Below are 23,725 nucleotides of genomic sequence, written 5' to 3'. Positions count from 1 at the left end.
TGGCTGGGGTGGGGGGACGTGCGAGCGGCTGGGGCGTGATGGATAGGCTCTGACCGTTGACTGTTCTCGGACGCCATGCCCGCTTACCCCCTCCCAACCTCCCCCCTCAAGGGGGAGGAGCAAAAAGCGCAGGCCCTCTCCTGACTTCCAGCGCCCCCGCCCCCTCGCGCCGAGGATGAAACATCAGAGGAACAATTCGCAGGTAACGGCGACGCCGAAAGCTTAATGTCTACATATTTGTGTAAACCGTGAAGGAATCCTGTGACAGTCTGCAACCAGCGGGGCCACCATGCCTCACCTCAAAGGAGACATCATGCAAAAAGTTGCTTCCATCTGTGCGGCTCTGACGCTGGGGCTGGGAACGGTCGCGGGCGCGCAGACGAACGTGAAGTTCACGCTGGACTGGGCCTTCGAGGGGCCGAGTGCGCCGTACCTGCTGGCGGTGGACAAGGGGTACTTCAAGGATCAGGGCCTGAACGTGACGGTGGACCGAGGCTTCGGCTCGGGCGACGCCATCAACAAGATTGCGGGCGGGGCCTACGACATCGGCTTCGGGGACATCAACGCGATGATGGAGTTCAACGCGCGCAATCCGGGGCAGAAGCTCGTGGCCGTGTACATGGTGTACAACGCGCCGCCGCACTCCATCCTCGTGCTGAAGAGCAGCGGCATCAAGACGCCGAAGGACCTGGAGGGCAAGACCATCGCCGCGCCCGTGGGGGACGCCTCGCGCCGGTTGTTCTCGGCCTTCGCGGAGGCGAACGGCATCGACGAGAGCAAGATCAAGTGGACGAGCGTGGACGGGGCGCTGCGTGAGCCGATGCTCGCGCGTGGTCAGGCCGACGCCATCAGCGGCTTCACCTTCACCAGCCTCCTGAATCTGCGGCAGATCGGGGTGCAGGCCGACCAACTGACGGTCTTCCCCTACGCCCAGAGCGTGCGCGGGCTGTACGGCAACGCGATCATCGTGCGGGCGGACTACGCGCAGAAGAACCCGGCGGTCGTGAAGGGCTTTCTCACCGCCGTCAATCAGGGCTTCAAGGACGCGATCAAGGACCCCGCCGCCGGGGTCGTCGCCGTGCAGAAGCGCAACGCCCTCGCCAACGTCGCGCTGGAGACCGAACGCCTCAAGCTCGCCATGAACGGCAACGTCCTGAGCAGTGACGTGCGCGCCCTCGGCCTCGGCTCTGTCCGCCCCGACCGCCTGCGCGCGAGCATCCTGACGGTGAAAAAAGCGTTCGAGCTGCCCGTGACGCTCTCGCCCACCAGCGTCTTCAACGCGACCTTCCTGCCGCCCGCCGCCCAGCGCAAGGTGAAGTGACGGGTTGGGCAGGCTGACGCCTGTCACCCCCCACCCGGCCTCCCCCGCAAGGGGGGAGGAGCAAAGAGACGATGTTTCTTGACCCGTCCCACCTCGCTGACGGCTGAATGCTGACGGCTGACCGCTCCCCGGAGTTCCCCCTATGGACAAGACAGGCATCGACATTCAGGGCGTGACCCTGCGTTACAGCGGGAAGAGTGGGCCGGTGGAGGCGGTGCGGAACGTCACGCTGAACGTGCGGCCCGGCGAGTTCGTCGCCCTCGTGGGGCCGAGCGGCTGCGGCAAGAGCACGCTGCTCAAGCTCGTCTCCGGGCTGCTGCCCCCGGCGGCGGGAACGGCCACGGTAGGAGGCCAGCCGCCGAAGCCCAGCGGCAACGTGGGCCTCGCCTTCCAGAACCCGAGCCTGCTGCTGTGGCGCACGGTGCTGGAGAACGTGCTCATTCCGCTGGAGGTCTCGCCCGCGCACAAGGCGGCCTATCGTCGTGATAAAGCGCCGTTCGTCGCCCGTGCGAGGCGGATGCTGTCGGCGGTCGGTCTCGGCGGCTTCGAGGACAAGCACCCGTGGGAACTGTCGGGCGGGATGCAGCAGCGCGCGAATGTGGTGCGGGCGCTGATCCACCAGCCGGGCATCCTCCTGCTCGACGAGCCGTTCGGGGCGCTCGACGCCTTCACCCGCGAGGAGCTGTGGCTGGCGCTTCAGGCGTTGTGGATGGGCGCGCGGCCCACCGTCCTCCTCGTCACCCATGACCTGCGCGAGGCGACCCTCCTCGCCGACACCGTGTACGTGATGAGTCCGCGCCCCGGCCAGATCATCCTGCGGCGGGAGGTGGACCTGCCCCGCCCGCGCACGCTGGAGGGCACCTTCTCGCCGGAGTTCAGCCATATCGTGCAGGAACTCCGCGAGCATGTCGGCGGCGTGCGCGACCCCATCCGCGCCGAGGAACTGATGGAGGTGGCGTCGTGACGCGCGAAACCCATCCCACGGAACCACTGTCGGCGGTCGAGGCGGTGCCCGTGCCCACCCCGGCGGCGCGGGGAAGTGCGGTGCGGTCGGGTCTGCGGAACCTCGCGCCCCCCGTGCTGAGCATTCTCGCCTTCTTCCTGCTGTGGGAACTCGTCTGCCGGGTGTTCGCCATCCAGCCGTTCATCCTGCCCACGCCCAGCGCCTCGCTCGCCACACTGGTGCAGTTCGCCCCCGCCGTGGCCGGGCACGCCATTCAAACGCTGACGACGACGCTGCTGGGCTTCGCGCTCGCCGTCGTCCTCGGGGTGGCGCTCGGGGCGCTCGTGGGCCTGAACCGCACGGCGTACCAGGCGCTCTATCCGCTGCTGATCGGCTTCAACGCGGTCCCGAAAGCGGCGCTCGTACCCGTGCTGGTCATCTGGTTCGGGGTGGGCGCGGTCCCGGCGGTGCTGACGGCCTTCCTGATCTCGTTCTTCCCGGTCGTCGTGAACGTCGCCACGGGCCTCGCCACGGTGGAACCCGAGCCGCGCGACGTGCTGCGGGCGCTGGGGGCCTCACCGTGGGAGGTCTTCACGAAGGTCAGCCTGCCCCGCTCGCTGCCGTACTTCTTCGCCAGCCTCAAGGTCGCCGTGACGCTGGCGTTTGTCGGCAGCATCATCAGCGAACTCGCCGCCAGCAACAAGGGCATTGGCGTGATGATGAACCAGGCCGCCAGCTCCTTTCAGGTGCCGCTCGTCTTCGGCGGTGTGCTGCTCGTGAGCGCAATGGGCGTGCTCCTGTATGCCGTTTTCGCCCTGCTGGAATCGAGGTTGACGGGCTGGGCCTACCGCTCGCAGCATTGAGGGGAGGGTGAATGGGGGAGGCTCGGGGTGGGTTCCGGGCCTTCTTTCGCGTGCTGAGCGGTATGGGCTGAAAAGTCCCTCCACCTTGAACGCTTGATGTGCAGGAGAAAGACAGCGTGCCAGATGTGCTCTGTTCTCCCTCCCTCCTTATGAGGACTTGCAAAGCTGCGAAGCAGAGGGCCAGGGAGGGGAGTGACGAGCACCGCTCGTCCTTCTGCTAGATGACGAAAACGCCCTCTCCCCCAATTCGCAATTCACATCAGGCGTCCCCTGGGGGGAGGTTAGGAGGGGGTGAGCGGGCACTCCGTCCCAGAGTCAGTTGGAGGATGAGGGCAACGTTCTTCCCGCCGTGCTGGTGGGGCGTTCGCGGTTCACCCCCACCCGGCCCCCCCCTCAAGGGAGAGGAGAAACACACCGCTCCTACCGCCTGATCTGCAACGCCGCCGCCCCGAACAACTGCCCCCGGAGGCTCTCCCGCGCCACGTTCAACGCTGCGTCCAACTCCGGTCCCCGCTCCGCCGACGCCCGCAGCCACACCGCCCCGCCCGCCGATCTTCCCGTCGCCAGCAGGCCGGGCACGGCGGGCCAATCCTTCACTTCCCCACTTCCGACCCATACACCCGACGCCGCGTAGTTGTGCCCTCCCCACACGCCGGGCGCTCGGGTATGGTCGCCGGGGCACAGGCGCAGGGCGTCCAGATACACCCGCCGCCCGGCCCGCCAGACCTCCACCCGGCTCGCGTACTCGCCGAAGCGCAGCCGCTCGCCCATGCCTACCCGCCCGCTCGCCAGCGTCTCGGTGACGCCGAGTTCCGCGCCCTCCTCCAGCTCGGCGCGGAGGTGCTGGCGGAAGATGCTCCCGGCAAAAGGGAGGGTGCGCTCCGGGTAGACCTCCAGCCGCCCGCCCGCCGCCACCTTCAGGTGAAGCTCCTGCGTGGCCGCCTCCCCGTCCGGCGAGGGTTGTACCCGTGTGGCCGATTGGGTGAGGACGAGCGCCCGCGCCCCCCCGTCCACCGTCACCCGCAACTCGCTGTGGTCGCCGCCGAGGACGCCCCCGGTGGGGTTGACCACGAAGACCATCAGGGTGCCGCAGGGCAGCTCGAAGGGACGCACGATCATCAGCGGCGCTTTTTGCAGGTCGCGGAGGAGGACCGTGCGCCCGTTCCGCATCCCGAAGTGCAGGTGGAGCAGGCCCGTGCGGGTGTGCCGTAGCAGGCTCAAGGCTGGGGCACCTGTAGGCCGATGCGAGGTGGCGCGACCTCGCGGAAGAGGAGGTCATGTTCGATCCAGGCGATCACGTCGCCCACACCCACGCCCCGCTTGAGATCAGTGAACACGTAGGGCCGCACCTCCCCGCCCACCGTGCGTTGCGCGCGGGCGTCGGCGTCCATGACCTCCAGCCGCGCACCCACGAAGGGAGCGAGGTCTATTTTGTTGATCACCAAGAGGTCTGATTGCCGCACGCCGGGGCCGCCCTTGCGGGGCACCTTCTCGCCGCCGGACACGTCGAGCACGAACATCCAGGCGTCCACGAGTTCGGGCGAGAAGGACGACGCGAGGTTGTCGCCGCCCGACTCGATGAACAGGAGTTCGATGTCCGGGAAGTCGGCTTGCAGCGCCTCCACCGCCTCCTGATTGAGCGAGCTGTCCTCGCGGATGGCGGTGTGGGGGCAGCCGCCCGTCTGGACGCCCCGAATGCGCTCCGGCGGCAGCGCGGCGGCCCGCGTCAGGATGCGCTGGTCCTCGTAGGTGTAGATGTCGTTCGTGATCACGGCGAGGGCGTAGCGGTCCCGCAGCTCGCGGCACAGCACCTCCAGCAGCGCCGTCTTGCCGGAACCGACCGGGCCGCCGACGCCGATCTTGAGGGGGGTGGGGGTCAAGGGTGGGGTCCTTTCTTGGGGGAGCGATCAGGTGTCAGCTTTCAGCGGTCAGGGAGGAGCGTGTGGAACGATGTTTTTCTTACGTCTGGAACAAGCGGCTTTCCAGCCCCGCCTGCTCGCTGGCGGCGAGGTCGAGGAGGGGGGAGAAGCTGCACAGGTCGGCAGGGGTCGCTTGTAAGGCATCTTGAACACAGCGCCACGCCACTTCCTCCGCGAGCCGTGCCGCGCGTTGAGCATCCAGCCCGCCGAGTTTGATGAGCCGTGTGGCGGAGGTGGCCCGTCCGAGGAGCCACGCGCTGACGTAGGCGGTCACGGTGTCGTCGCGTCCGGCTCCGAGGGTGGAGGCGACCGCCCCGAAGGTGGTGGCATGGTGACGGGTCGGCGGCAACAGGGCCAGCTCATCCGGCCAGAGGTGCAGCGCGGCGCGGCGGAGATTGGCCCCCACGCGCAGGCTCGCCTCACGCGGCCCACGAACGAGCTTCAGGTCGTCCAGCAGGGCGTCGAGATCGGCCAAGTCCTCCGCCCCGGCTCCCCACGCGAGGGCGCAGGCGGGGGGGTCCTGCCCGCCCCACCCGTGCGCGAGTTGCCCGCAGAGGAAGGCGTGGAGGTCCGCCGCCGTCCGCACCTCGCCGCGCTGGGTCAATGTCTCCAGCCCGTCGCTGAAGGCATACGCCCCGGTGGGAAAGGCCGAGTCCGCGAGTTGGAGCAGACGGCTCAGGGACCGACTCATCCCTCATGCTCCCAGGAGGGCCGCCCATGAAAGGGCCGCGCCTCCCGTGTGAAGGGCACGCCCAGCCGCGTCAGCAGCAGTTCCATCGGAGCATCCCACAGCACCAGGAACACATCCCCGTCCTCCACGAAGTCGCGGTGCAGATTCCCGACCACGTGCGCCACCCGCGCGGCCTCCGCCAGAGAGCGCGGCGTGACGGCGGCCACGTCCTCGGGCGCGGCGGCGACGACGTAGGCCACGCCGTCCACCGTGTCCAGCACACTGCCTGGCAGCAGCACCGTCCCCGTCGGGAGGGCGAGCCGCAACTCCACCCCGTCGGGAGCGGTCAGGCGGCGGCGCACCCGGCGACGGTCGGCGGCGGTCATGGGGACGTGAACGACACGGGCGGCCTCCGTCGTGATGGGCGCGTTCTCTCCCAGCAGCGGACGGCGAAGGTTAGTCAGCCGCGTCAGACCGACTCCCCCCGCACGAAGGCGTACCACGCCTCCAACCCCGTGCTCCGCTTGCTGCTCAGCTCGATCACGGGCACGCCCGGCCTCGCGCGGTCGATGTTCTCGCGGGCGAGGTCGCGGTCGAAGTCCACGGCGTCCGCGAGGTCCATCTTCGTGATCACCACCACGTCCGCCGTGTTGAACATCGTCGGGTACTTCAGCGGCTTGTCCTCGCCCTCGGTGGTGGAGAGGAGCACCGCCCGCGCCGCCTCGCCGAGGTCGTAGCTGCTGGGGCACACGAGGTTGCCCACGTTCTCCAGAAACAGCACGTCCAGCGCGGTGAGGTCGAAGCGCGGCAGCACGTCCCGGACCATCGCCGCGTCGAGGTGGCAGACCGTTCCTGTCACGATCTGCTCGGCCTGCGCCCCGTGGCCCCGCAGCCGCGCCGCGTCGTTCTCGGTGGCAAGGTCGCCCACGGCCACGGCGAGGCGCAGTCTGCCGTTCAGGTCACGCAACGTCCGTTCCAGCAGCGCCGTCTTACCCGCGCCGGGGCTGGAGACGAGGTTGATGGCCCGCACTCCCGCCGCCCGGAACGCGGCCCGGTTCCCGGCGGCGGTGTGGTCGTTCGCCTTGAGGATGTTCTGCCGCACGGTGACGATGCGCGGCGTGGCGGGCGGAGCGGTCGTCATGGGCCAGTCTGTCACGCGGGATGGGGACGGGGCGGAGGCTGCCTATTTCTTTCGCGCTCCTCAATAGCAAAACCCCGACCTTGTGAGTCGGGGCGTGCCGTTGGGCAGGATTGGGAACGCGGCGGGCACGCACGAGAGGCTTTAACTCAGGTGAGGAAGGAGTTGATCAGTTCAACCAAAAGCTTGAGTGCTGTCAGGATGGCGATGATGACTCCCGCCCATTCGAGCACTCGCTTCGGTTGAACCGGCTTCCGTTTTCTGGTAGGCTTCTTGTGTCGCAAGAGAGCACCACCTTTCCGGACGCCATGCTGCTGCTAACAGCGGGCGTCCTTTCCTCTTATCGAGGAGTGGCCTCCCTGCTTCCCGCTTGTCATGCAACCCGCCCGCAGGCGAGAGCAGCATAAGGCTTTTTGCACGGCCATGAGAAGGGCGGGAGCAGGGCTATCAACCCGTCTCCCGCCCTTCTCATGGCCCGCCCTACACCGAGCCTACGGGCACGTCGGTCCCGGCGGCGGGGGCCTGCAAGGACTTCTGGTACGCCTTGTTGAGCCGGATGCCGAAGAAGATCACGAGCAGGGTGGCGAGCATCAGCACGAGGGCGATAGGGCGGGTGAAGAAGCTCGCCAGGTCCCACTGCACCTTGATCACGCTGACCATGAAGTTCTGCTCCAGCAGCGGCCCCAGCACCATGCCCAGCACGACCTGCGCGAGCGGGAAGCCCCCGCGCTTGAGCAGGAAGCCGAAGAAGCCCAGTGCGAGCATCACGAAGATGTCGAAGGGGTTATTGTTGATCGCGTAGGCCCCCACCACCGTCAGGCCCAGGATGAAGCCCATCAGCAGCTTGAAGGGGATGCGGGTGATGAAGCCCACCCCGTAGGCCGACAGGATGCCCATGATCGGCATGATGATGACGCTGGCGACTGCGAAGGCGACGTAAATCTGCGTCACGAGTGCCCGGTTCTCCGTGAACAGTTGCGGCCCCGGCGTGATGCCCGCGATGAGGAAGACGCCCAGCACGATGGCCGTCAGCGTGTCGCCGGGAATACCCAGCGCCATCGCCGGAATCCACGCGCCCGCCACCGCCGCGTTGTTGGACGCGGTGCCCGCCAGCACGACGACTTCCTCCTGACGCGCCGTCTCCTCGGGGGTGGGGTTGGCCTTGCGGCCCCCCATGCGCTCCAGGCTGCTCGACAGCCACGCGGCGAGGTCCGCCCCCGCCCCCGGCAGGAAGCCCACGCCCGTCCCCACGAGGGAAGCGCGCACCATCGCCCCCTTCTCGCGCAGCATCAGGCGGGTGGGCCGCACCCAGTAGTCGTGCTGGAGGTTGCGGCGCTGACGGCGCAGCTCCTCGTCGGTGACGACCGCCTCCGTCTTGACGACACCCTTGTACACCTGCTCCAGCAACTCGGACACGCCGAAGAGGCCGATGAGGGCGACCACGTAGCTGATGCCGCCGAGCAGCTCCGGGGAGCCGAAGGAGAAGCGCGAGTAGCCGAGGGTGGGGTCGAGGCCCACCGTGGCGATCAGGATGCCGACGAGGAGCGAGATCACGCCCTTGACGAGCTTGCCCTGCGTGGCGAAGACGCCCGCCACAAGGCCCAGCACCGAGAGCCAGAAGTACTCGAAGGAGGAGAACTGCTTGGCGAACCCCGCGAGCAGGCCCGCCCCCGCGACGAGAATCGCCACGCCGATGATCGCGCCCACCGCCGAGGGCAGGGTCGCCACGCCCATCGCGTAGCCCATGCTGCTCTTGCCCATGCGGTTGATCTCGTCGCTGTAGGCCGCCGAGGCGGCGGTGCCGGGAATCTTGACCGTGATCGAGCCGATGTCCCCCGCGAAGATGGCGGCGGTCGAGATGCCGATCACGGCGGGCAGCACGAGGCCGGGGTCGAGAAACAGCGCCAGCGGCACGAAGAGGCTCAGCGCCAGCGTCGCCGTCAGGCCGGGGATGGACCCGAAGATCGCCCCGAACAGGCTGCCGAGCGTGAGGGCGATCAGCGCCTCCCAGGAAAAGAGGCTGCTCATGACAGGGGCACTCCCAGCAGGCGACCGAAGACGAGGTAGATCGACAGCCCCGTGACTACCCCGACGCCCACCGAGCGCCGCAGGTCCGTGCCGATCAGGAGCGCGAACAGCGCGGAGGCGAGCGCGGCCCCGCCCACCAGCGTGATGTACGGCATCAGGAAGGGCACCAACGCCGTCATCGCCAGCGTGACGAAGACCTTGCCCATGCCACTGCGCGACTCCAGAAAGGGCAGCGTCGCCCCCCGCGAGCGCAGGTCACGCAGCGCCGAGGCGATCAGCACCCCGCCGCCCACCATCAGCCCCACCGCCAGCACGCGCGGAAAGAGGGCGGGACCCGGCGAGCCGTCGTCCAGCCGGGGAAACGAGGCGCTGACGATCCACACGCCCACGCCGATCAGGATGAGGAAGACGCTCAGCGCGAGTTCCCAGCCGGGATGTTCCTGTTCCATAGGTCCTCCGGGAAGGGGAGAGAAGAGGAGGCCGCCCCCTGACGGCGGATGGGCTGTTCGGGGGCGGCCTGGAGTGGCTGGGTTGGGATCAGTCGGCGTCGATGAAGGCCTGGACTTCCTTCATCTTGGCGGCCTGCTGGGTCAGGAACACGCGGAACTGCGCCGGGTTGCGGTAGTTCACGCCGAAGCCCGCGTTGTCCATGAACTTCTTGAACTCCGGCTCGTTCATGGCGGCCCGCACCGAGGCGTCGAGCTTCGTCACCACGTCGGCGGAGAGGCGGCGGGGTCCCATCACCGAGAGGAAGGAGCCGAACGACCAATTGATGCCCGACTCCTTGAGGGTCGGCACGGTCTTGAAGTCGGGGTGGCGCTGGTCGCCCATGACCGCCAGGGTGCGGACCTCGCCGCTCTTGAGCAGGTTGCCCACCTCGGCCACGCTCACGGTGATCACGTCCACGCCGCCCGCGAGGAGTTCCTGGATGGCGGCGGCGCTGCCCTGCGCGGGCACCCACGGCAGGGCGCTGTTCTTCACGCCGATGGTCTGGAGAAAGCCCGCCCGCGCCATGTCCCAGCTTCCGCCCCGCGCCGTGCCCGACGCCTTGAGCTTGCCGGGGTTGGCCTTGATGTACGTCACCAGCTCGTCGATGGTCTTGAAGGGGGAGTTCTTGGCGACCGTGATCGCCGCCGGGTTGATGCTCACGAGGGCGATGGGCGTGAAGTTCTCCAGCCCGAGCTTGGATTGCGAGGTCCACGAGGGGATGACCACCTCCAGCGTGCCCATGCCGACGTTGTAGCCGTCGGGCCGCGCCTGCGAGATCGCCAGGTGCCCGATGGCCCCGCCGCCGCCCGTGCGGCTCACGACGGTCACGTTCTCGCCGAGCGCCTTGCCCATCCCCGACGCCAGTGCGCGCGAGGTCAGGTCCGCCGAGCCGCCCGGCGACCACGGCACGATGAAGTTCACCCCCTTCGTCGGGTAGTTCTGCGCGACGGCGAGCGAACCGAGGACGAGGGCGGACAGCGTGAGGGGCAGGACTTTCTTCATGGGCATCTCCTGGAGTCCGGCGCGGCTGCCGAACAAGGCACATGTGCAAGATGAAGGCTTCTTGAGGATGTGCGCTCTACGAACTTTTTTTCGACAAGCGCACTATGACAGCAGGAGAGGCAGAATGTCAACCGTTTTCGTCCACCCTGCGAACACTTGTTCGTCTGGCGAACAATATGCTTAGATGGAGCTATGGTCCCAACCGCTCCACCGCTTCTCGTCCCGGACGAGGAGGCCACGGGTGATCTCGTTCAGGCGCTCGCGCGTGGCCTTCAGGTCATCCGCGCCTTCGACGCCCGCCACCAGCGGCTCGCGCTGGCGGACGTGGCGCGCGAGACGGGGCTGACCCGCGCCACCGCCCGGCGCTGCCTGCTGACCCTGCACCACCTCGGGTACGTGGCGTGGGACGGCAAGTTCTTCTCGCTGACGCCGAAGGTCCTCGCGCTGGGCTACGCCTATCTGTCGTCCTCGCCGCTGCCCGCCGTCGTGCAGCCCGCGCTGGCCCGCATCAGCGAGCGCACCCAGGAATCGTGCTCGGCGTGCATCCTCGACGGCGACGAGGCCGTGATCGTCGCCCGCGCCTCCTCACCGCGCATCGTCTCGGCGGACCTGGGGGTGGGCAGCCGTCTGCCCGCGTACTGCACGTCGCTGGGGCGGGTGCTGCTCGCCGAACTCGGCCCCGCCGATCAGCGGGCATACCTGGACCGCATCCCCCTGACCCCCTACACCGAACACACCGTCACCGACCCCGCCGAGTGGCTCACGTCCCTGCGTGACGCCGCGCGTGACGGTTACGCCCTCGCCGATCAGGAACTGGAGGTCGGCCTGCGCTCGCTCTCCGTGCCCGTGCGCGGCGCGGGGGGCCGGGTGGTCGCCGCCATGACCATCAGCACGCAGGTGGGCCGCATCTCGTGCGAGGAGATGGTGGAGGGGTATCTGCCCCTTCTGCGGCAGGAGGCCGAGAGTCTGCGGCCCCTGCTGGGAGCCTGAATTCCGGGGCGTCGGGCGTGCGGACCGAGAGTCGCCAGTTGCCAGCGTCCAATCGCCAGTTCCCCACCCTCGACCCCTCTTTAGACCGTCAGACGGTTAGACCGTTAGACCCCTCGACCTCTCGACCCCTCGACCCCGGAGGACCCCATGACCACGCCCACCACCCCGGCCCCGACCCCTACCCAGACGCATCCCACCGCTCCCCGCCTCCTGACCGGCCTGATCGGCAGTGGCATCGGGAGGTCCCTCTCGCCCGCGCTGCACGAGGCCGAGGGCGACGCGCACGGCCTGCGCTGCCAGTACCGCCGCCTCGACCTCGACGTGCTGGGGCTGACGCCGAGCGACCTGCCCCGGCTCCTCGACGCGGCTCAACTTATGGGCTTCTCCGGCCTGAACATCACCCACCCGTGCAAGCAGCTCGTCATCCCGCACCTCGACGACCTCTCGCCCGACGCGGAGGCGCTGGGGGCGGTCAACACCGTCGTCTTCAAGGACGGGCGGCGCACCGGGCACAACACGGACGGCTGGGGCTTCGGGCAGAGCTTCCGGCGGGGGCTACCGGGGGCGCGGCTGGAACGGGTGGTGCAACTCGGGGCCGGAGGTGCGGGGGCCGCCGTCGCCCACGCGATCCTGGGGCTGGGGGCCGGGCGGCTCACCCTCTTCGATCAGGACCGGGAGCGGGCGGAGGGGCTGGCGGCGCGGCTCGGGGCACAGTTTCCGGGCCAGCAGGTGGAGGCCGGAACCGACCTCACGGCGGCGATGGGGGAGGCTGGCGGCCTGATCCACGCCACCCCGACGGGCATGGCCGCTCATCCCGGCCTGCCGCTGCCCGCTGACCTCCTGCGTCCCGACCACTGGGTAGCCGAAGTCGTGTACGTGCCGCTGGAGACCGAACTCCTGCGGGTGGCGCGGGCACGCGGCTGCGCCACGGTCCACGGGGGCGGGATGGCCGTCTTTCAGGCGGCGCGGGCCTTCGCCCTCTTCACCGGCATCGAGCCGGATGTGGACCGGATGCTGCGGCACTTCGAGCGCCTGATCGAGCCGGGGGCGCAGGTTTCATGACCGGGCTGAAGAAATCCATCGCCACCGTGTCCCTGAGCGGCACCCTCCCCGAGAAGTTGAGCGCCGCCGCCGCCATCGGCTTCGACGGGGTGGAGATGTTCGAGCACGACCTCCTCAACTTCACGGGTACGCCGCGCGACGTGCGCCGCCTCGCGGACGACCTGGGCCTGGAGATCACCCTCTTCCAGCCCTTCCGCGACTTCGAGGCGACGGCCCCCGAACTCCTGCGCCGTAACCTCGACCGCGCCGAGCGCAAGTTCGACGTGATGGAGGAACTCGGCACCCGCCAGATTCTCGTGTGCAGCAACGTGCAGGAGACGGCCCTGAACGACCCCGCCCGCGCCGCCGCCGACCTGCGCCTGATGGCCGAACGTGCTCACGCGCGGGGCCTGACGGTCGGGTACGAGGCGCTGGCCTGGGGCAAGCACGTCAACCGCTGGCGGCAGGCGTGGAGCATCGTGCGGGAGGCCGATCACCCGGCGCTCGGCCTGATCCTCGACTCCTTCCACACCCTCGCGGTGGGGGACACGCTGGACGGGCTGGCGGAGACCGTGCCCGCCGACCGGCTCTTCTTCGTGCAGCTCGCCGACGGCCCGCGCAAGAGCATGGACGTGCTGTCGTGGAGCCGCCACCACCGCAACTTCCCCGGTCAGGGCGACCTCGACGTGACGGGCTTCACCCGCGAGGTGCTGCGGGCGGGCTACGGTGGCCCCCTCTCGCTGGAGGTCTTCAACGACGAGTTCCGGGCGGCCTCGGCGTACCTGATCGCGCACGACGGCCTGCGTTCGCTGCTGTGGCTGGAGGCGGAGGCGGGCGCGACGACCCTTCCCGCGCCGCCCGTCTTCCACGGCTTCGAGTTCCTGGAGTTCGCGGTGGACCCTGGCCAGGCCCCGGCGCTGGAGCGGCGTCTGCACGCCCTCGGCTTCGGGCACGCGGGGACGCATCGCTCGAAGGCCGTCACCCTCCACCGTCAGGGCGGCGTGAACCTGATCCTGAACAGCGAGCCGGACAGCCACGCCGCCGAGTTCGCGCAGGTCCACGGCCCGTCGGTGTGCGCGGTCGCCCTGCGGGTGGACGACCCGGAGCGGGCGATGCACCGCGCCCAGGCCCTGCTCTGCACCCGCTGGGAGGAACGCACCCTCCCCGGCGAGGCGTACCTCCCCGCCCTGCGCTCGCCCGACGGAATGCTCTTCTACCTGCTGGACCCGGAATCGGCGGACGCGCTGTACGCCAACGACTTCGACCTCCGACCCCTCGACTCCTCGACCCCCGCGAGCATCGACCGCATCGACCACGTGGCCCAGGCCCTCCAGCCCGACCAGCTCGGCAGCTTCGTCCTCTTCTACCGCACGGTCTTCGGCCTGCGCCCGGAGGCCCCACACGACCTCCCCGACCCCTACGGCCTCGTGAGCAGCCGCGCGATGGTGAGCGGGGACCGGACGGTGAGCTTTCCCCTCAACGTCTCGGAGAGCGGGCGCACGGCGACGGGCCGCTTCCTGAGCGCCTTCGCGGGGGCGGGCGTCCACCACGTCGCCTTCGCCACGCCCGACCTCGTGGGGACGCTGGAACGGCTGGACCGCAGAGAAGCCCAACTCCTCGACATTCCCCCCAACTATTTCGACGACCTGGAGGTGCGTTTCCCTCTCAGCGACGAGGCGATGGACACCCTGCGCCGCGCCCAAGTGCTGTACGACCAGGACGGCGGGGGCGAGTACCGCCAGGCGTTCACGAACACCTTTCAGGACCGCTTCTTCTTCGAACTCGTGCAGCGCGACCGTTACGCGGGCTTCGGGGCACCGAACGCCGCCGTGCGGATGAACGCGCACCGGGCGCTGCGGGCGGGCGGGGCGGAGGCGGGGTGAGGGAGCGGCCAGCCGCCAGCTTCCAGCGACCAGCAGAACAGAGAGCGTGAGCCGTGAGCAGAAGCGGAGCAGCGTCTTGTTGCTCCTCCCCCCTTGCGGGGGAGGCCGGGTGGGGGGTGGCAGGCAACGCCTGCCCAACGCACTCTGATCACTCTCCCCCAATTTCGTCACACTGAGCGAAGCCGTATGACCCCCAAACCCACCCCCCGCACCGTCGCCTCCGTGGAGCATGTGGGGCGACTCCTCGAACTCTTCACCGTGGAGAGTCCCGAGATCGGCGTGACACAGGCGGCCCGCGCGCTCGGCATGTCCAAATCGAGCGTCCACGCGCTGCTCACCACGCTGACGCAGATCGGCCTGCTCCACCGCTTCGTGACGGGGCGCTACCGCCTGGGCTTTCGGGTCATGGCGCTGAACGCCGTGCTGATGTCGCACACGTCCTGGCGCGCGGTCGCCCGCGAGGAGATGACCCACCTCGCCGACCTCGTGGGCGAGCCGGTGCATCTGGCGGCCTTCGACGGCGGGCAGGCCATCTGCCTCGACAAGGTGGAGGGCAACGCCCCGCTGACGAACACCCGCATCGGGGCCGCGCTGCCGCCGCACGCGACCGCCCTGGGCAAGATCATCCTCGCGCACCGCCCCCTCTCGGAGGTCGAGCGGTGGCTGGGGAGCGGCGGGCTGCGCGGGTACACGCCGAACACCATCGTCAGCCGCGACGAACTGCTGTCCGACCTCGCCCGCACCCGCGAGCGTGGCTATGCCCTCTCCATCGAGGAACGTAGCCTCGGCGTGTGCAGCGTCGCCGCACCCATCCGCGACCCCAACGGCGAGGTCATCGCCGCCATGAGCGTGTCGAGCGCCACCGAACGCTTCGGGCGCACCCGGCGGCACCTCACCGCGCAACTGCGTCTCGCCACCGATGCCGCCTCACGCCGGGGCGGGTACGATCCTGCGCTCGGCGGGGAGGGCGGGCTGGCGTGGCATCTCGTCGGCGGGGAGGCGACGTTGCGGGGGGCGGCGGGACGGCGGGAGGGGTGAGCGGCCCCGGCCCACCCGCCCCGGCTGATTACCGCCCCGTCTCGTCGAGCAGGGTGGCGACCCAGGCGAGGGGAGCGTTCCAGTTGATGGCCGTCTCGTTGACGGAGGCGGCACCGATATCGTCCACATAGCAGGTCTGGGGCGCGCAACGGCTCCGGAGGAGGGTGGAGGTGGGTTGATCGGGGCTGGAGTTCGGCCCGCCGGACAGGGCACCGGGCGGCGGGATGGGAAAGCCGGGGTCCGCCTGATGTGCCCAGAAACGGTGGTGGGGGTTGGTAAAGGCCCGCTCACCGTACCCGGAGACGTACGACCGGTCGAGGGGGTTGCGCCCCAGGACGTAATTCAACGCCTCCAGCGCGGCGTCACGGTACTTCACTGCACCGCTCAGACGGTGGGCGAGGCCGAGGAGGAGCGCCCGGTTCATCAGGTTGCCGTTCGATCCCCAGTCGTACCGGGGAGAGCTGTAGGGCAGCCCGTACCCGCGCTCCGCCACCTCGGCGGCGTAGGTGTCTGCCGCCGCAACCAGGTTGTTCCTGGCCTGCGTCACGTCGGCGGTGGGCAGACGGCCTGGAACGAGCGCCAGGGTGATGGTGCCCGCCGTCGTCACCTCCCGCCAGGCGAGGGTGTGGGTGGTACTCCCTTTAAATGCCTGCAGGAACATCGGACTGCTCCTCAGCGCCTGAAGATAGCCCTCCTCCCCGGTGGCGGCGTACAACTCGGCGGCGGCCCAGTAGGACTCGTCGCGCAGGTCGGTGTCGTCGTACGCCCCGCCCCCCTCGAAGTTGTCGTAAGCGTAGATGTTGGGGAGGCGTCCGGCAGCCGCCCACGCCCGGCGCGCGGCCTGGAGACAGCGCCCCGCGTAGGCGTCGTCCACCCCCTTGAACACACGGGCACACTGGGCGGCGGTTGCCGCGAGGTTAAGGGTCGCCGCCGTGGAGGGCGGGTACAGGAAGCGGGTCTGGCGGTCCTGGTCGGGCCGGGTAGGCAGTCCCGTCCAGCCCACGCCGTGCAGCTTGTGATGGGCCATGCCGGAGGCGTCCACATCGCTCAATCGCAGCCGGGAGACGTTCCCGCTTTGGTCGCCGACCGGCAGGGCGAGCCGCTGGCCGTCCGGGACCTGCATCTTCATGAGAAAGTCCATCTCCCAGCGCGCCTCGTCGAGCAGGTCGTTGCGCCCGTTGGCGTTCTCGGGAATGCGGAGCTTGCCGTCCGCGAAGGCCGGGCCTCCCCCGAGATACTTGGTCGTCTCGTAGAGGTTCATCAGGGTCCAGACCGAAAGGCCGCCGTTCACCACGTACTTGCCGTGGTCGCCCGCGTCGTACCAGCCGCCCACCGCGTCCAGCGTGTACCCACAGCCCGGCCAGGTGTTGCCCTTGCCGTCCTTGCCGGAAAAGCAGGTCACGCGGTCGTTGCCGCGCCCCGCCGCGCCGACATGTCCGGCGGGTCTGGCCCACTTGGCGTCCCCAACGTGCCTGGCCTCGATGGGAACGCCGCTGCGGTTGTGGTAGAAGTACGCCAGCGCGTCGTATTTCAGACGGGCGTACAGGTCCGCCGCGATGCGGAAGGGGTGGCTGGGCAGCCCGGCGACCTCCAGCACGTACCCGTCACCGGGAGTTTGGACCTCCGAAAAGTCGACCTGATGTACGAAGTCGCCGGACACGGCGTCCGCCCCGAAGACACGGGTGAGGCCCGAGGCGACGTCCTTGCCGTCCGCGCCGCGCAAGGCCCATCCGAGGGGCACGGGCGAGTCGTGGGCGACCGCCGCGACCTTCGGGGCACCGGGCAGATAACCCACCTGGTTCACCCGCACGGCGGACCGGCTGTCCACGGGGGCCGCCGGGATGCCCGGCCCGAACCCCGGCCCCTGCACCGTCAATCCGCTCAGGCACAGCCGGGTGGCCTTTTGCCCGCCCAGCTTGAATTGCAAGGACGCCTCCGCGTCGTTCGCCCCGGTCATCGCGAAGGTGAAGCGGTAGGTCTTCGGCGACGGGCCGATGTCCGTCACCTGGCGGTTGAAGTAGGTGGGGTAGGGTGAGCGGTCCTTTTGCAACAGGACGCGCAGGGCGGTAGGGTCGTCCGCACGGGCGGTGAAGGAAACCGTGTACCGCGCGTCGCGCATCAGCCCAAGCCCACTCTGCCCGAAGATGACGTCCCACTCGCTCCTGCCGGGGGTGCCGATTTTCAAGCACACCTCGCCGTTCCCGAGGGTGAGGCCCGCATCGCCCGTTACCCACCAGGGGGCTTTGCCCTCTCGCAAGGCGCTGTTGCTCAGGAGATTGCCCACTCCGAGGGCGACCGGCACGGGACCCGACAGGCCGTGCTGGCCGTTGCGGTCGAAGGCCTGCGCCGTATAGGTGTGCTCGCCGCTCAGGGCCGGGGTCGCCCGCACGCCCAGGCGATAGGGGGCCGTGCGGTCCTCGCCTACCTTCTTGCCCCGGTCGTAGAACACGACCCGCGTGACCCCGCCCGCGTCGGTCGCCTGGGCGTTCAGCGTGAGGTCGCTCCCCACGGGAACGGCGGCGGCACTCGCCGCGAGCGTGACAGTAGGCGACGTGGTGTCGCCCTCGACCGGCCCCTGCTCCTGCCCGGACGTGACCCGGCAGGACGTGACCGTTAGGGCCACGAGCAGCAGGGTCGTGGAAAGATGGGCTTTCTTGAACACGCGGTCTTTTCGGGGAAGTTCGGGGGGGCGAGGCATCAGTTTGTGTAGTTTTACACAGCGGAGCTTCCCACCTCCACCTTTGAGAAGACAGGGATGGGGGGGATGACCCCCTCCTTCAATCGCGCGAGGAACAGTTACGGCGTCAACGCCAGCAGCGTCGTGCCCCAGAAGAACGACAGGACGACATGGGTCAGCATCGCCCGCCGCAGGGGACGGCCCCAGACTTCGATACTCGACGTGGCGAAGGTGGCCCCCACAGTCAGGAGGAAAGACGCGGGGTCGAACAGGACGGGGAGGCGACGCTGCGGCGGGCACCGGGGCGGCGGGAGGAGAGGGGGTAGGGCCTGACGCGCCGCGAAAAGAGAAAAAAGGGTAGAAGTAAGGCCGTGGGGCTTCGGACCATGCTGGACGGTGCGGCATCCCGGAAGGCCCGTACCCGGAAGGAGGACGAGTGACGAGCGGTGATGAGCAAGCCTGGGTCCAGCTCCTGCTTCAGGGGGTGACGGTCGGCCCCATCAATCCCAGCCGCGTCGCGCCCCTGTGGTCCGCCGTGGTGATGGGCGGGCTGGAGCGCACCCGGCTCAGCGCCTACGCCGTTCTCCCGGACGGGCGCACCGTGTACCTCCCCGGTCCACACACGGGCAGAGACGGTCCGGCGGGTCTCAGCGTGCGCGGGGAGCGGGTCGCGCTCGAAGGGCTGGACGAGGCCGGGAACGTCGTCCACCTCCAGAACCTCGACCCCGACTGGGTGAACCTGTTCGTGTACGTCCTCGACCTGGGAAACGGCCCCCACCCGCCCCGCTGACCTCGGCGTTCCGGTGGCGTGCGTGAGGCCAGCGCCGCAGCGAGAGGGCAGCTTGTGGAAGGTTTCGCGCTCATGCGGGAGGACTCTCCCCAGGGGCGGCAGCGGTGCGCCGTGGTCACTCCAACCGCGCGAAGAACAGTTGCAGCGTCAGCGCCAGCAGCGTCGTGTTGAAGAAGAACGACAGGACGACGTGGGTCAGCATCGCCCGCCGCAGGGGACGGCCCCAGACCTCGATGTCCGAGGTGGCGAAGGTGGCCCCCACCGTCAGGGCGAAGTACGCGAAGTCGAACAGGGCGGGCGGGGCACCGTCGGGCAGCCGCAGGCCCGCCGCGCCGTCCTCCTGGTAGTGCAGCAGCGCGTAGTGCAGGGCGTAGGCCGTGTGGATGCAAAACCACGCCCCGACGACGGCGGCCACGCTCAGGAGCAGGGCCTGCCCCGCCGCCGGAGTCTGCGCGCGGGCGACGAGCGGCAGCAGGAAGACCGCCGTCCCCAGCGCCGCCAGCGCGAAGGAGGCGACGAACCCCAGCCCCGTCACCGGCCCCCAGAAGAAGACGGCGTTGAACACGCGCAGCCACCTCGGTTTGGGAGCCGCGTGCCCCAGCGCCCACGCCCGCGTCGCCGAGGCCGACCGCCGCCCGATCAGCACCCACGTCAGCGCGAGGTACACCACGCAGAAGGCGTCGAAGCCCGCCATCAGCGCCACGACGGAGTTGACGCCCAGCCGGATCAGGCACAGAGAGACGAGCACGTCCGCCAGGGTCGCCAGCACCACCCGTTCGTAGTCGCCGAGAATCTGTAGGCCCCAGCGCGGATGGCGGGCGTTGGAACGGAGGGCGGGTTCACCCATGCCCTATCCTACCCGCGCCCGTTCAGTCCTCCCTGAGCGCCTCCGCGAAGCGCGCACTCGTCCCCGCCCTCACGGCCTCCAGTGTCGCGCCCGGCATCAGCTCGGTAAGGGTGAGGCGACCGTCCACGAACTCGAACACGGCTTTGTCCGTGATCACCATATCCACGCTCCCGCGCGCCGTGAGGGGCAGGGTGCATTCGGGGACGATCTTCGGTGTGCCGTCCGGGTCGGTGTGCGTCATGGTGATGATGAGGCGTTTCGCCCCGCTGGCGAGGTCCATCGCGCCGCCCACGCCGAGGAGCGGCTTGCCGGGCACCGCCCAGTTCGCCAAATTGCCCGCCTCGTCCACCTGCAACCCCCCCATCACCGCCACGTCCACATGCCGCCCGCGAATCATGCCGAAGGAGTCCGCCGAGTCGAAGTAGCTCGCGCCGGGCAGCGCCGTCACCGGAATCTTGCCCGCGTTCACCGGGTACGAGAGCGCCCCACCGTCCTCCGGGGCCGGACCGACCCCCAGCATCCCGTTCTCGGTGTGAAGGTTGACCCCGTGTTCCGGCGTGATGAGGTCCGCGACGAGCGTGGGAATGCCGATGCCGAGGTTCACCACGTCACCGGGGTGGAGTTCGCGCAGGGCGCGGCGGGCCATGTGCATCCGCGCCTCGTCCACCCGCTTGGCGCTGCCCTTCACGTCGGCGCTGCTGCCCAGATTCTCCGGGGTGAGGTGGGCTTGGACGAGGTAATCCACGTACAGGCCGGGCGTGTGCACCTGCTCGGGCGGAATCTCCCCGACCTCCACGATCTCCTCGACCTCGGCGATCACGAGGTCCGCCGCCGTCGCCATCGCCCGGTTGAAGTTCTGCTCGGTCAGGCGGTACTGGAGATTGCCCGCCGTATCCGCCCGCCACGCCCGCACGAAGGCCACGTCGCCGCGCAGGGCCGGGACGAAGATCATCTCGCGCCCGTCCAGTGTCCGCACGTCGGCCCCCTCGGCGATCACGGTTCCGGCGGCGGTCGGGGTGTAGAAGCCGCCCAGCCCGGCCCCGCCCGCCCGCACCGCCTCGGCCAGCGTGCCCTGCGGCAGGAGTTGGACTTCGAGCTGGCCCGCCTGATACGCCCGCACGGCCTCCGGGTTGGAGGTGAAGTAGGAGCCGACAGCCTTCCTGAGCTGCCCATTCCTGAGCAGCCGCCCGCCGCCCAGCCCCGGCTCGGAGACGTTGTTGGCAACGTAGGTAAGGTCGCGGGTGGGCAACTCCGCGAGCGCGTGGGTGAGGTGGACCGGGTTGCCGGTCATCCCGAAGCCGCCGACGAGGAGGGTCTGCCCGCTCCCCACCATCGCGGCGGCCTCCTGCGGGGTGATGACGGGAACGCGCTTCATGCCTCCACCCGCTCGATCAGCGCCGCCTCGCCCTGTCCGACGCCGACGCAGAGGGTGGCGAGGCCGGTCCGTGCGCCCCGCCGCGCGAGTTCGTGTGTCAGCGCCACGATGAGCCGCGCCCCGCTCATGCCGAGCGGATGGCCGAGGGCGATGGCACCGCCGTTGACGTTCACCTTGCTCTGGTCCAACCCCAACTCGCGGATGCAGGCGAGGGACTGCGCGGCGAACGCCTCGTTCAGCTCCACGAGGTCCACCTCACCCACGTCCATGCCCAGCCGCTCCATCAGCTTGCGGGTGGCGGGAATCGGCCCCAGCCCCATCACGCGGGGGTCCACGCCCGCCGACGCCCCGCCGACCCAGCGGGCGAGGGGCGTCACGCCGAGTTCCCGCGCCCTCGCCGCGCTCATCAGCACGAGCGCCGCTGCCCCGTCGTTCAGCCCGGAGGCGTTCCCCGCCGTCACCGTGCCGCCCTTGCGGAAGGCGGGCCTCAGTCCGGCCAGCGTGCCCTCGTCCGTCGCCACCGTGAACGTGTCCCCGTCCCGCTTGTACCGGGGGTGCTCGTCCGTGTCGAAGAGGGTCACGCCCTTGCGCCCCTTGATCTCGACGGGCACGATCTGGTCCTTGAAGTACCCAGCGTTCAGCGCTTCCACCGTCCGCCGCTGGCTCTCCAGCGCGAAGGCGTCCTGGTCCTCGCGGGTGATCTCGCCGCCCGCATACGTCCCCTCGCGGCTGCGCCCCACGATGTTCTCGGCGGTCTCGCCCATCGCCTCCAGCGGGAACATCGCCTCCATCGCCGGATTCGGGTAGCGCCAGCCCAGCGTCGTGTCGTAGGCGGTGACGTTGCCGTTGGCGAACGCTTGCCCGCCCTTCGGCATGGAGAGGGGCGCACGGGTCATGCTCTCGACGCCGCCCGCCACGTAGATGTCGCCGTCCTCGTTCCTGATCGCGCGGGCGGCGGTGTTCACGGCACTCAGGCCCGACGCGCACAGGCGGTTGACCGTCAATCCCGCCACCGTCTCCGGCAACCCGGCGAGGAGGGCGGCCATGCGCGCCACGTTGCGGTTGTCCTCGCCCGCCTGATTGGCGCAGCCGAGGATGACCTCCTCGATCCCGTCGGCGGGAACACCCGCCCGACTCACGGCTTCGCGCACCACGAGGGCGGCGAGGTCGTCCGGTCGGACGGTGGAGAGAGAGCCGCGAATGGCCCCGATGGGCGTCCTCACGGCGGAGACGATGACCACATCACGGTCTTGCAATTCCTGAACTCGAACAGCCTGGGTCACGGGGACCTCCCCTCGGTGGTGGCGATTTGGAGTACAGCGTCAATCATCTCATCCGTCACGCCCAGATAATGCCGCTCCGTCAGCGCGTCCCAGTTCACGGGCGCGTCGGTCCGCTCCCGCACCACGTCCACGAGGGGGCGTCCCTCCCGCATGGCGACCGCGACGGCCTCCTTCACGAGCGCCTTCGCCGCCGTCCGTCCAAGTGGCCCGGCGAGCGCGAAGGTGACGGCCTCGGAGAGCATCAGCCCGCCGGACTGTCGCACGTTCTCCTCCATGCGCGCCTCATTGACGGCGAACTCCCCGGCCAGCCCCGCCGCCCGTTCCAGGCTCGCGGCAGTCAGGCCGACCATCTGCGGCAGGGTCAGCCACTCCAGTTGCCAGCCGTGCGTGGCCCGCTCGTGTTCCTGAACGAGCGCCTGGTGGACCCCGGAGAGCAGCGCCGCGTTGGCCCGTGCGGCGGCGACGAGGAGTTCGCTCCCGATGGGGTTGCTCTTCTGCGGCATGGTGCTTGACCCGCCCTTTGACGGGTCGCCCGACTCGCGCACCTCCCCGACCTCCGACTGCGCGAGGAGCAGGATGTCCTGCCCCACCTTGCCGAGGCTGCCCGTGACCCCGGAGAGCCACCCGGCGAGTTCGGCCAGCGTGTCGCGCCCGGTGTGCCACGGCAGCGGCGTCTCACCCAATCCCAGTTCCCGCGCGAGTTCGGCCCGCACGCGCAGGCCATCTCCTCCCAGCGCCGCCAGCGTGCCTGCCGCCCCGCCGAATTGCACGACGAGGAGGCGGGGCCGCAGTTCCCGGAGCCGCTGCTGATGACGGAGCAGGGGCGCGAGCCACCCGGCCACCTTCAGCCCGAACGTGATCGGGAGCGCCTGTTGCGAGTGCGTGCGCCCGGCCATCAGGGTATGGCGGTGCTCGTCCGCCCGCCCCGAGAGCTGTTCGATCAGCAGTTGAAGCGACCCCTCCATCACCGCCAGCGCGTCCCGCAGCGCCAGCACGAGCGCCGTATCCATGATGTCCTGCGTCGTCGCGCCCCAGTGGACGAACTCCGCATGGTCGGCGGGCAGCCCGGCGCGCAGTTGCGCGAGCAGCGCGATGATCGGGAAGCCGTCGCGGGCCACGCCCTCCTGCAACTTGGGGAGGTCGGGCTGGAAGCTCTGCGCGGCGCGGGTGATCGCCTCCGCCGCCTCTGCCGGGATGATTCCCAACCGTCCCTGAGCCGACGCCAACGCCGCCTCCACCTCCACCATGGAGCGGAGCTGCCCTGTGTCCGAAAACATTTCCGCGACGGGCGGGCAGGAGAAGAGGGGAGCGTAGAGGGTGGAGTCGAGGGGGGTGAAGGTCATGGGTGGGCCTGCGGGGGGTGGGGAGTTGGGAGGCTGAGCTGTGGAGTTGCCGCCACGTTTCCCCTCTCCCCAGCCCTCTCCCGCA

General features: G+C 69.5%; 21 protein-coding genes and 1 pseudogene. 8 read left to right on the top strand and 14 right to left on the bottom strand.

Translation table 11 applies throughout. From position 1 onward, the window contains the following. The first annotated feature begins 313 nt into the window (after positions 1-313). From V3W47_RS03325 to V3W47_RS03315, 3 genes are all read left to right on the top strand, one after another. Complete coding sequence (locus tag V3W47_RS03325) at positions 314-1,321, top strand: ABC transporter substrate-binding protein (protein ID WP_331823746.1); 1,008 nt, start codon at positions 314-316, stop codon at positions 1,319-1,321. A gap of 142 nt (positions 1,322-1,463) precedes the next feature. After that, positions 1,464-2,285 (top strand): ABC transporter ATP-binding protein, encoded by an 822-nt coding sequence (locus V3W47_RS03320; RefSeq protein WP_331823745.1) that lies wholly within the window; start codon positions 1,464-1,466, stop codon positions 2,283-2,285. Beyond that, entirely contained in the window at positions 2,282-3,127 is an 846-nt protein-coding gene (locus V3W47_RS03315; RefSeq protein WP_331823744.1) for an ABC transporter permease, read from the top strand. The genes V3W47_RS03320 and V3W47_RS03315 overlap by 4 nt, the downstream gene beginning before the upstream one ends. Before the next feature lie 420 nt (positions 3,128-3,547). Here V3W47_RS03315 and V3W47_RS03310 read toward each other — a convergent pair whose 3' ends face one another. From V3W47_RS03310 to V3W47_RS03275, 8 genes are all read right to left on the bottom strand, one after another. Further along, positions 3,548-4,348, bottom strand: coding sequence for an urease accessory protein UreD (locus tag V3W47_RS03310; RefSeq protein ID WP_331823743.1), 801 nt, complete (start codon positions 4,346-4,348; stop codon positions 3,548-3,550). Then, positions 4,345-5,007 carry an urease accessory protein UreG gene (gene ureG, locus V3W47_RS03305; protein WP_331823742.1) on the bottom strand — a complete coding sequence of 221 codons (663 nt, stop codon included), beginning with the start codon at positions 5,005-5,007 and terminating at the stop codon, positions 4,345-4,347. Before ureG ends, V3W47_RS03310 begins: the two co-directional genes overlap by 4 nt. Positions 5,008-5,086: 79 nt before the next feature. Next, positions 5,087-5,737 (bottom strand): urease accessory protein UreF, encoded by a 651-nt coding sequence (locus V3W47_RS03300; protein ID WP_331823741.1) that lies wholly within the window; start codon positions 5,735-5,737, stop codon positions 5,087-5,089. Further along, the gene (gene ureE / locus V3W47_RS03295; RefSeq protein WP_331823740.1) at positions 5,734-6,219 is read right to left on the bottom strand and encodes an urease accessory protein UreE; all 486 of its coding nucleotides are present in this window, start codon (positions 6,217-6,219) and stop codon (positions 5,734-5,736) included. The genes V3W47_RS03300 and ureE overlap by 4 nt, the downstream gene beginning before the upstream one ends. After that, on the bottom strand, positions 6,186-6,857 hold the full coding sequence (gene hypB / locus V3W47_RS03290; protein ID WP_331823739.1) for a hydrogenase nickel incorporation protein HypB: 672 nt from the start codon (positions 6,855-6,857) through the stop codon (positions 6,186-6,188). The genes ureE and hypB overlap by 34 nt, the downstream gene beginning before the upstream one ends. A gap of 477 nt (positions 6,858-7,334) precedes the next feature. Next, complete coding sequence (locus tag V3W47_RS03285; RefSeq protein ID WP_331823738.1) at positions 7,335-8,882, bottom strand: tripartite tricarboxylate transporter permease; 1,548 nt, start codon at positions 8,880-8,882, stop codon at positions 7,335-7,337. Beyond that, the gene (locus V3W47_RS03280; protein WP_331823737.1) at positions 8,879-9,331 is read right to left on the bottom strand and encodes a tripartite tricarboxylate transporter TctB family protein; all 453 of its coding nucleotides are present in this window, start codon (positions 9,329-9,331) and stop codon (positions 8,879-8,881) included. The genes V3W47_RS03285 and V3W47_RS03280 overlap by 4 nt, the downstream gene beginning before the upstream one ends. A gap of 88 nt (positions 9,332-9,419) precedes the next feature. Further along, positions 9,420-10,373 (bottom strand): tripartite tricarboxylate transporter substrate binding protein, encoded by a 954-nt coding sequence (locus tag V3W47_RS03275; RefSeq protein WP_331823736.1) that lies wholly within the window; start codon positions 10,371-10,373, stop codon positions 9,420-9,422. Positions 10,374-10,565: 192 nt separating this feature from the next. Here V3W47_RS03275 and V3W47_RS03270 point away from each other — a divergent pair, with 192 nt between their 5' ends. The 4 genes from V3W47_RS03270 (at position 10,566) to V3W47_RS03255 (ending at position 15,325) form a co-directional block, all read left to right on the top strand. Next, a complete protein-coding gene (locus tag V3W47_RS03270; protein ID WP_331823735.1) occupies positions 10,566-11,363 on the top strand; it encodes an IclR family transcriptional regulator domain-containing protein in 798 nt (265 codons plus the stop codon). A 147-nt stretch (positions 11,364-11,510) separates the two neighbouring features. Continuing rightward, on the top strand, positions 11,511-12,425 hold the full coding sequence (locus tag V3W47_RS03265; protein WP_331823734.1) for a shikimate dehydrogenase: 915 nt from the start codon (positions 11,511-11,513) through the stop codon (positions 12,423-12,425). Continuing rightward, a complete protein-coding gene (locus tag V3W47_RS03260) occupies positions 12,422-14,287 on the top strand; it encodes a bifunctional sugar phosphate isomerase/epimerase/4-hydroxyphenylpyruvate dioxygenase family protein (protein ID WP_331823733.1) in 1,866 nt (621 codons plus the stop codon). The genes V3W47_RS03265 and V3W47_RS03260 overlap by 4 nt, the downstream gene beginning before the upstream one ends. 186 nt (positions 14,288-14,473) lie before the next feature. After that, the gene (locus tag V3W47_RS03255; protein WP_331823732.1) at positions 14,474-15,325 is read left to right on the top strand and encodes an IclR family transcriptional regulator; all 852 of its coding nucleotides are present in this window, start codon (positions 14,474-14,476) and stop codon (positions 15,323-15,325) included. Between the two features lie 28 nt (positions 15,326-15,353). Here V3W47_RS03255 and V3W47_RS03250 read toward each other — a convergent pair whose 3' ends face one another. After that, complete coding sequence (locus tag V3W47_RS03250; protein WP_331823731.1) at positions 15,354-17,987, bottom strand: glycoside hydrolase family 9 protein; 2,634 nt, start codon at positions 17,985-17,987, stop codon at positions 15,354-15,356. Between the two features lie 134 nt (positions 17,988-18,121). Continuing rightward, positions 18,122-18,283 (bottom strand): annotated as a pseudogene (locus V3W47_RS03245) (DUF1345 domain-containing protein); the annotation flags it as partial. Between the two features lie 155 nt (positions 18,284-18,438). Between V3W47_RS03245 and V3W47_RS03240 the strand changes: the two are divergent. Beyond that, positions 18,439-18,792, top strand: a complete 354-nt coding sequence (locus V3W47_RS03240) for a hypothetical protein (protein ID WP_331823730.1) — start codon at positions 18,439-18,441, stop codon at positions 18,790-18,792. 115 nt (positions 18,793-18,907) lie between these two features. Here the strand turns inward: V3W47_RS03240 and V3W47_RS03235 are convergent, their stop codons facing one another. The 4 genes from V3W47_RS03235 to pcaB are packed head-to-tail and all read right to left on the bottom strand — an operon-like array spanning position 18,908 to position 23,640. Further along, positions 18,908-19,639: a DUF1345 domain-containing protein gene (locus V3W47_RS03235; protein ID WP_331823729.1), complete on the bottom strand. Its 732-nt coding sequence runs from the start codon at positions 19,637-19,639 to the stop codon at positions 18,908-18,910. 22 nt (positions 19,640-19,661) lie between these two features. After that, positions 19,662-21,014: a 3-oxoacid CoA-transferase gene (locus tag V3W47_RS03230; RefSeq protein WP_331823728.1), complete on the bottom strand. Its 1,353-nt coding sequence runs from the start codon at positions 21,012-21,014 to the stop codon at positions 19,662-19,664. After that, complete coding sequence (locus V3W47_RS03225; protein WP_331823727.1) at positions 21,011-22,297, bottom strand: thiolase family protein; 1,287 nt, start codon at positions 22,295-22,297, stop codon at positions 21,011-21,013. Before V3W47_RS03225 ends, V3W47_RS03230 begins: the two co-directional genes overlap by 4 nt. After that, positions 22,294-23,640, bottom strand: coding sequence for a 3-carboxy-cis,cis-muconate cycloisomerase (gene pcaB / locus V3W47_RS03220; RefSeq protein ID WP_331823726.1), 1,347 nt, complete (start codon positions 23,638-23,640; stop codon positions 22,294-22,296). Before pcaB ends, V3W47_RS03225 begins: the two co-directional genes overlap by 4 nt. Between the last annotated feature and the right edge of the window lie 85 nt (positions 23,641-23,725).

This window comes from Deinococcus sp. YIM 134068 (assembly GCF_036543075.1).
Lineage (GTDB): Bacteria > Deinococcota > Deinococci > Deinococcales > Deinococcaceae > Deinococcus > Deinococcus lichenicola.
This window is presented reverse-complemented; position numbering and strand designations above follow the sequence as displayed.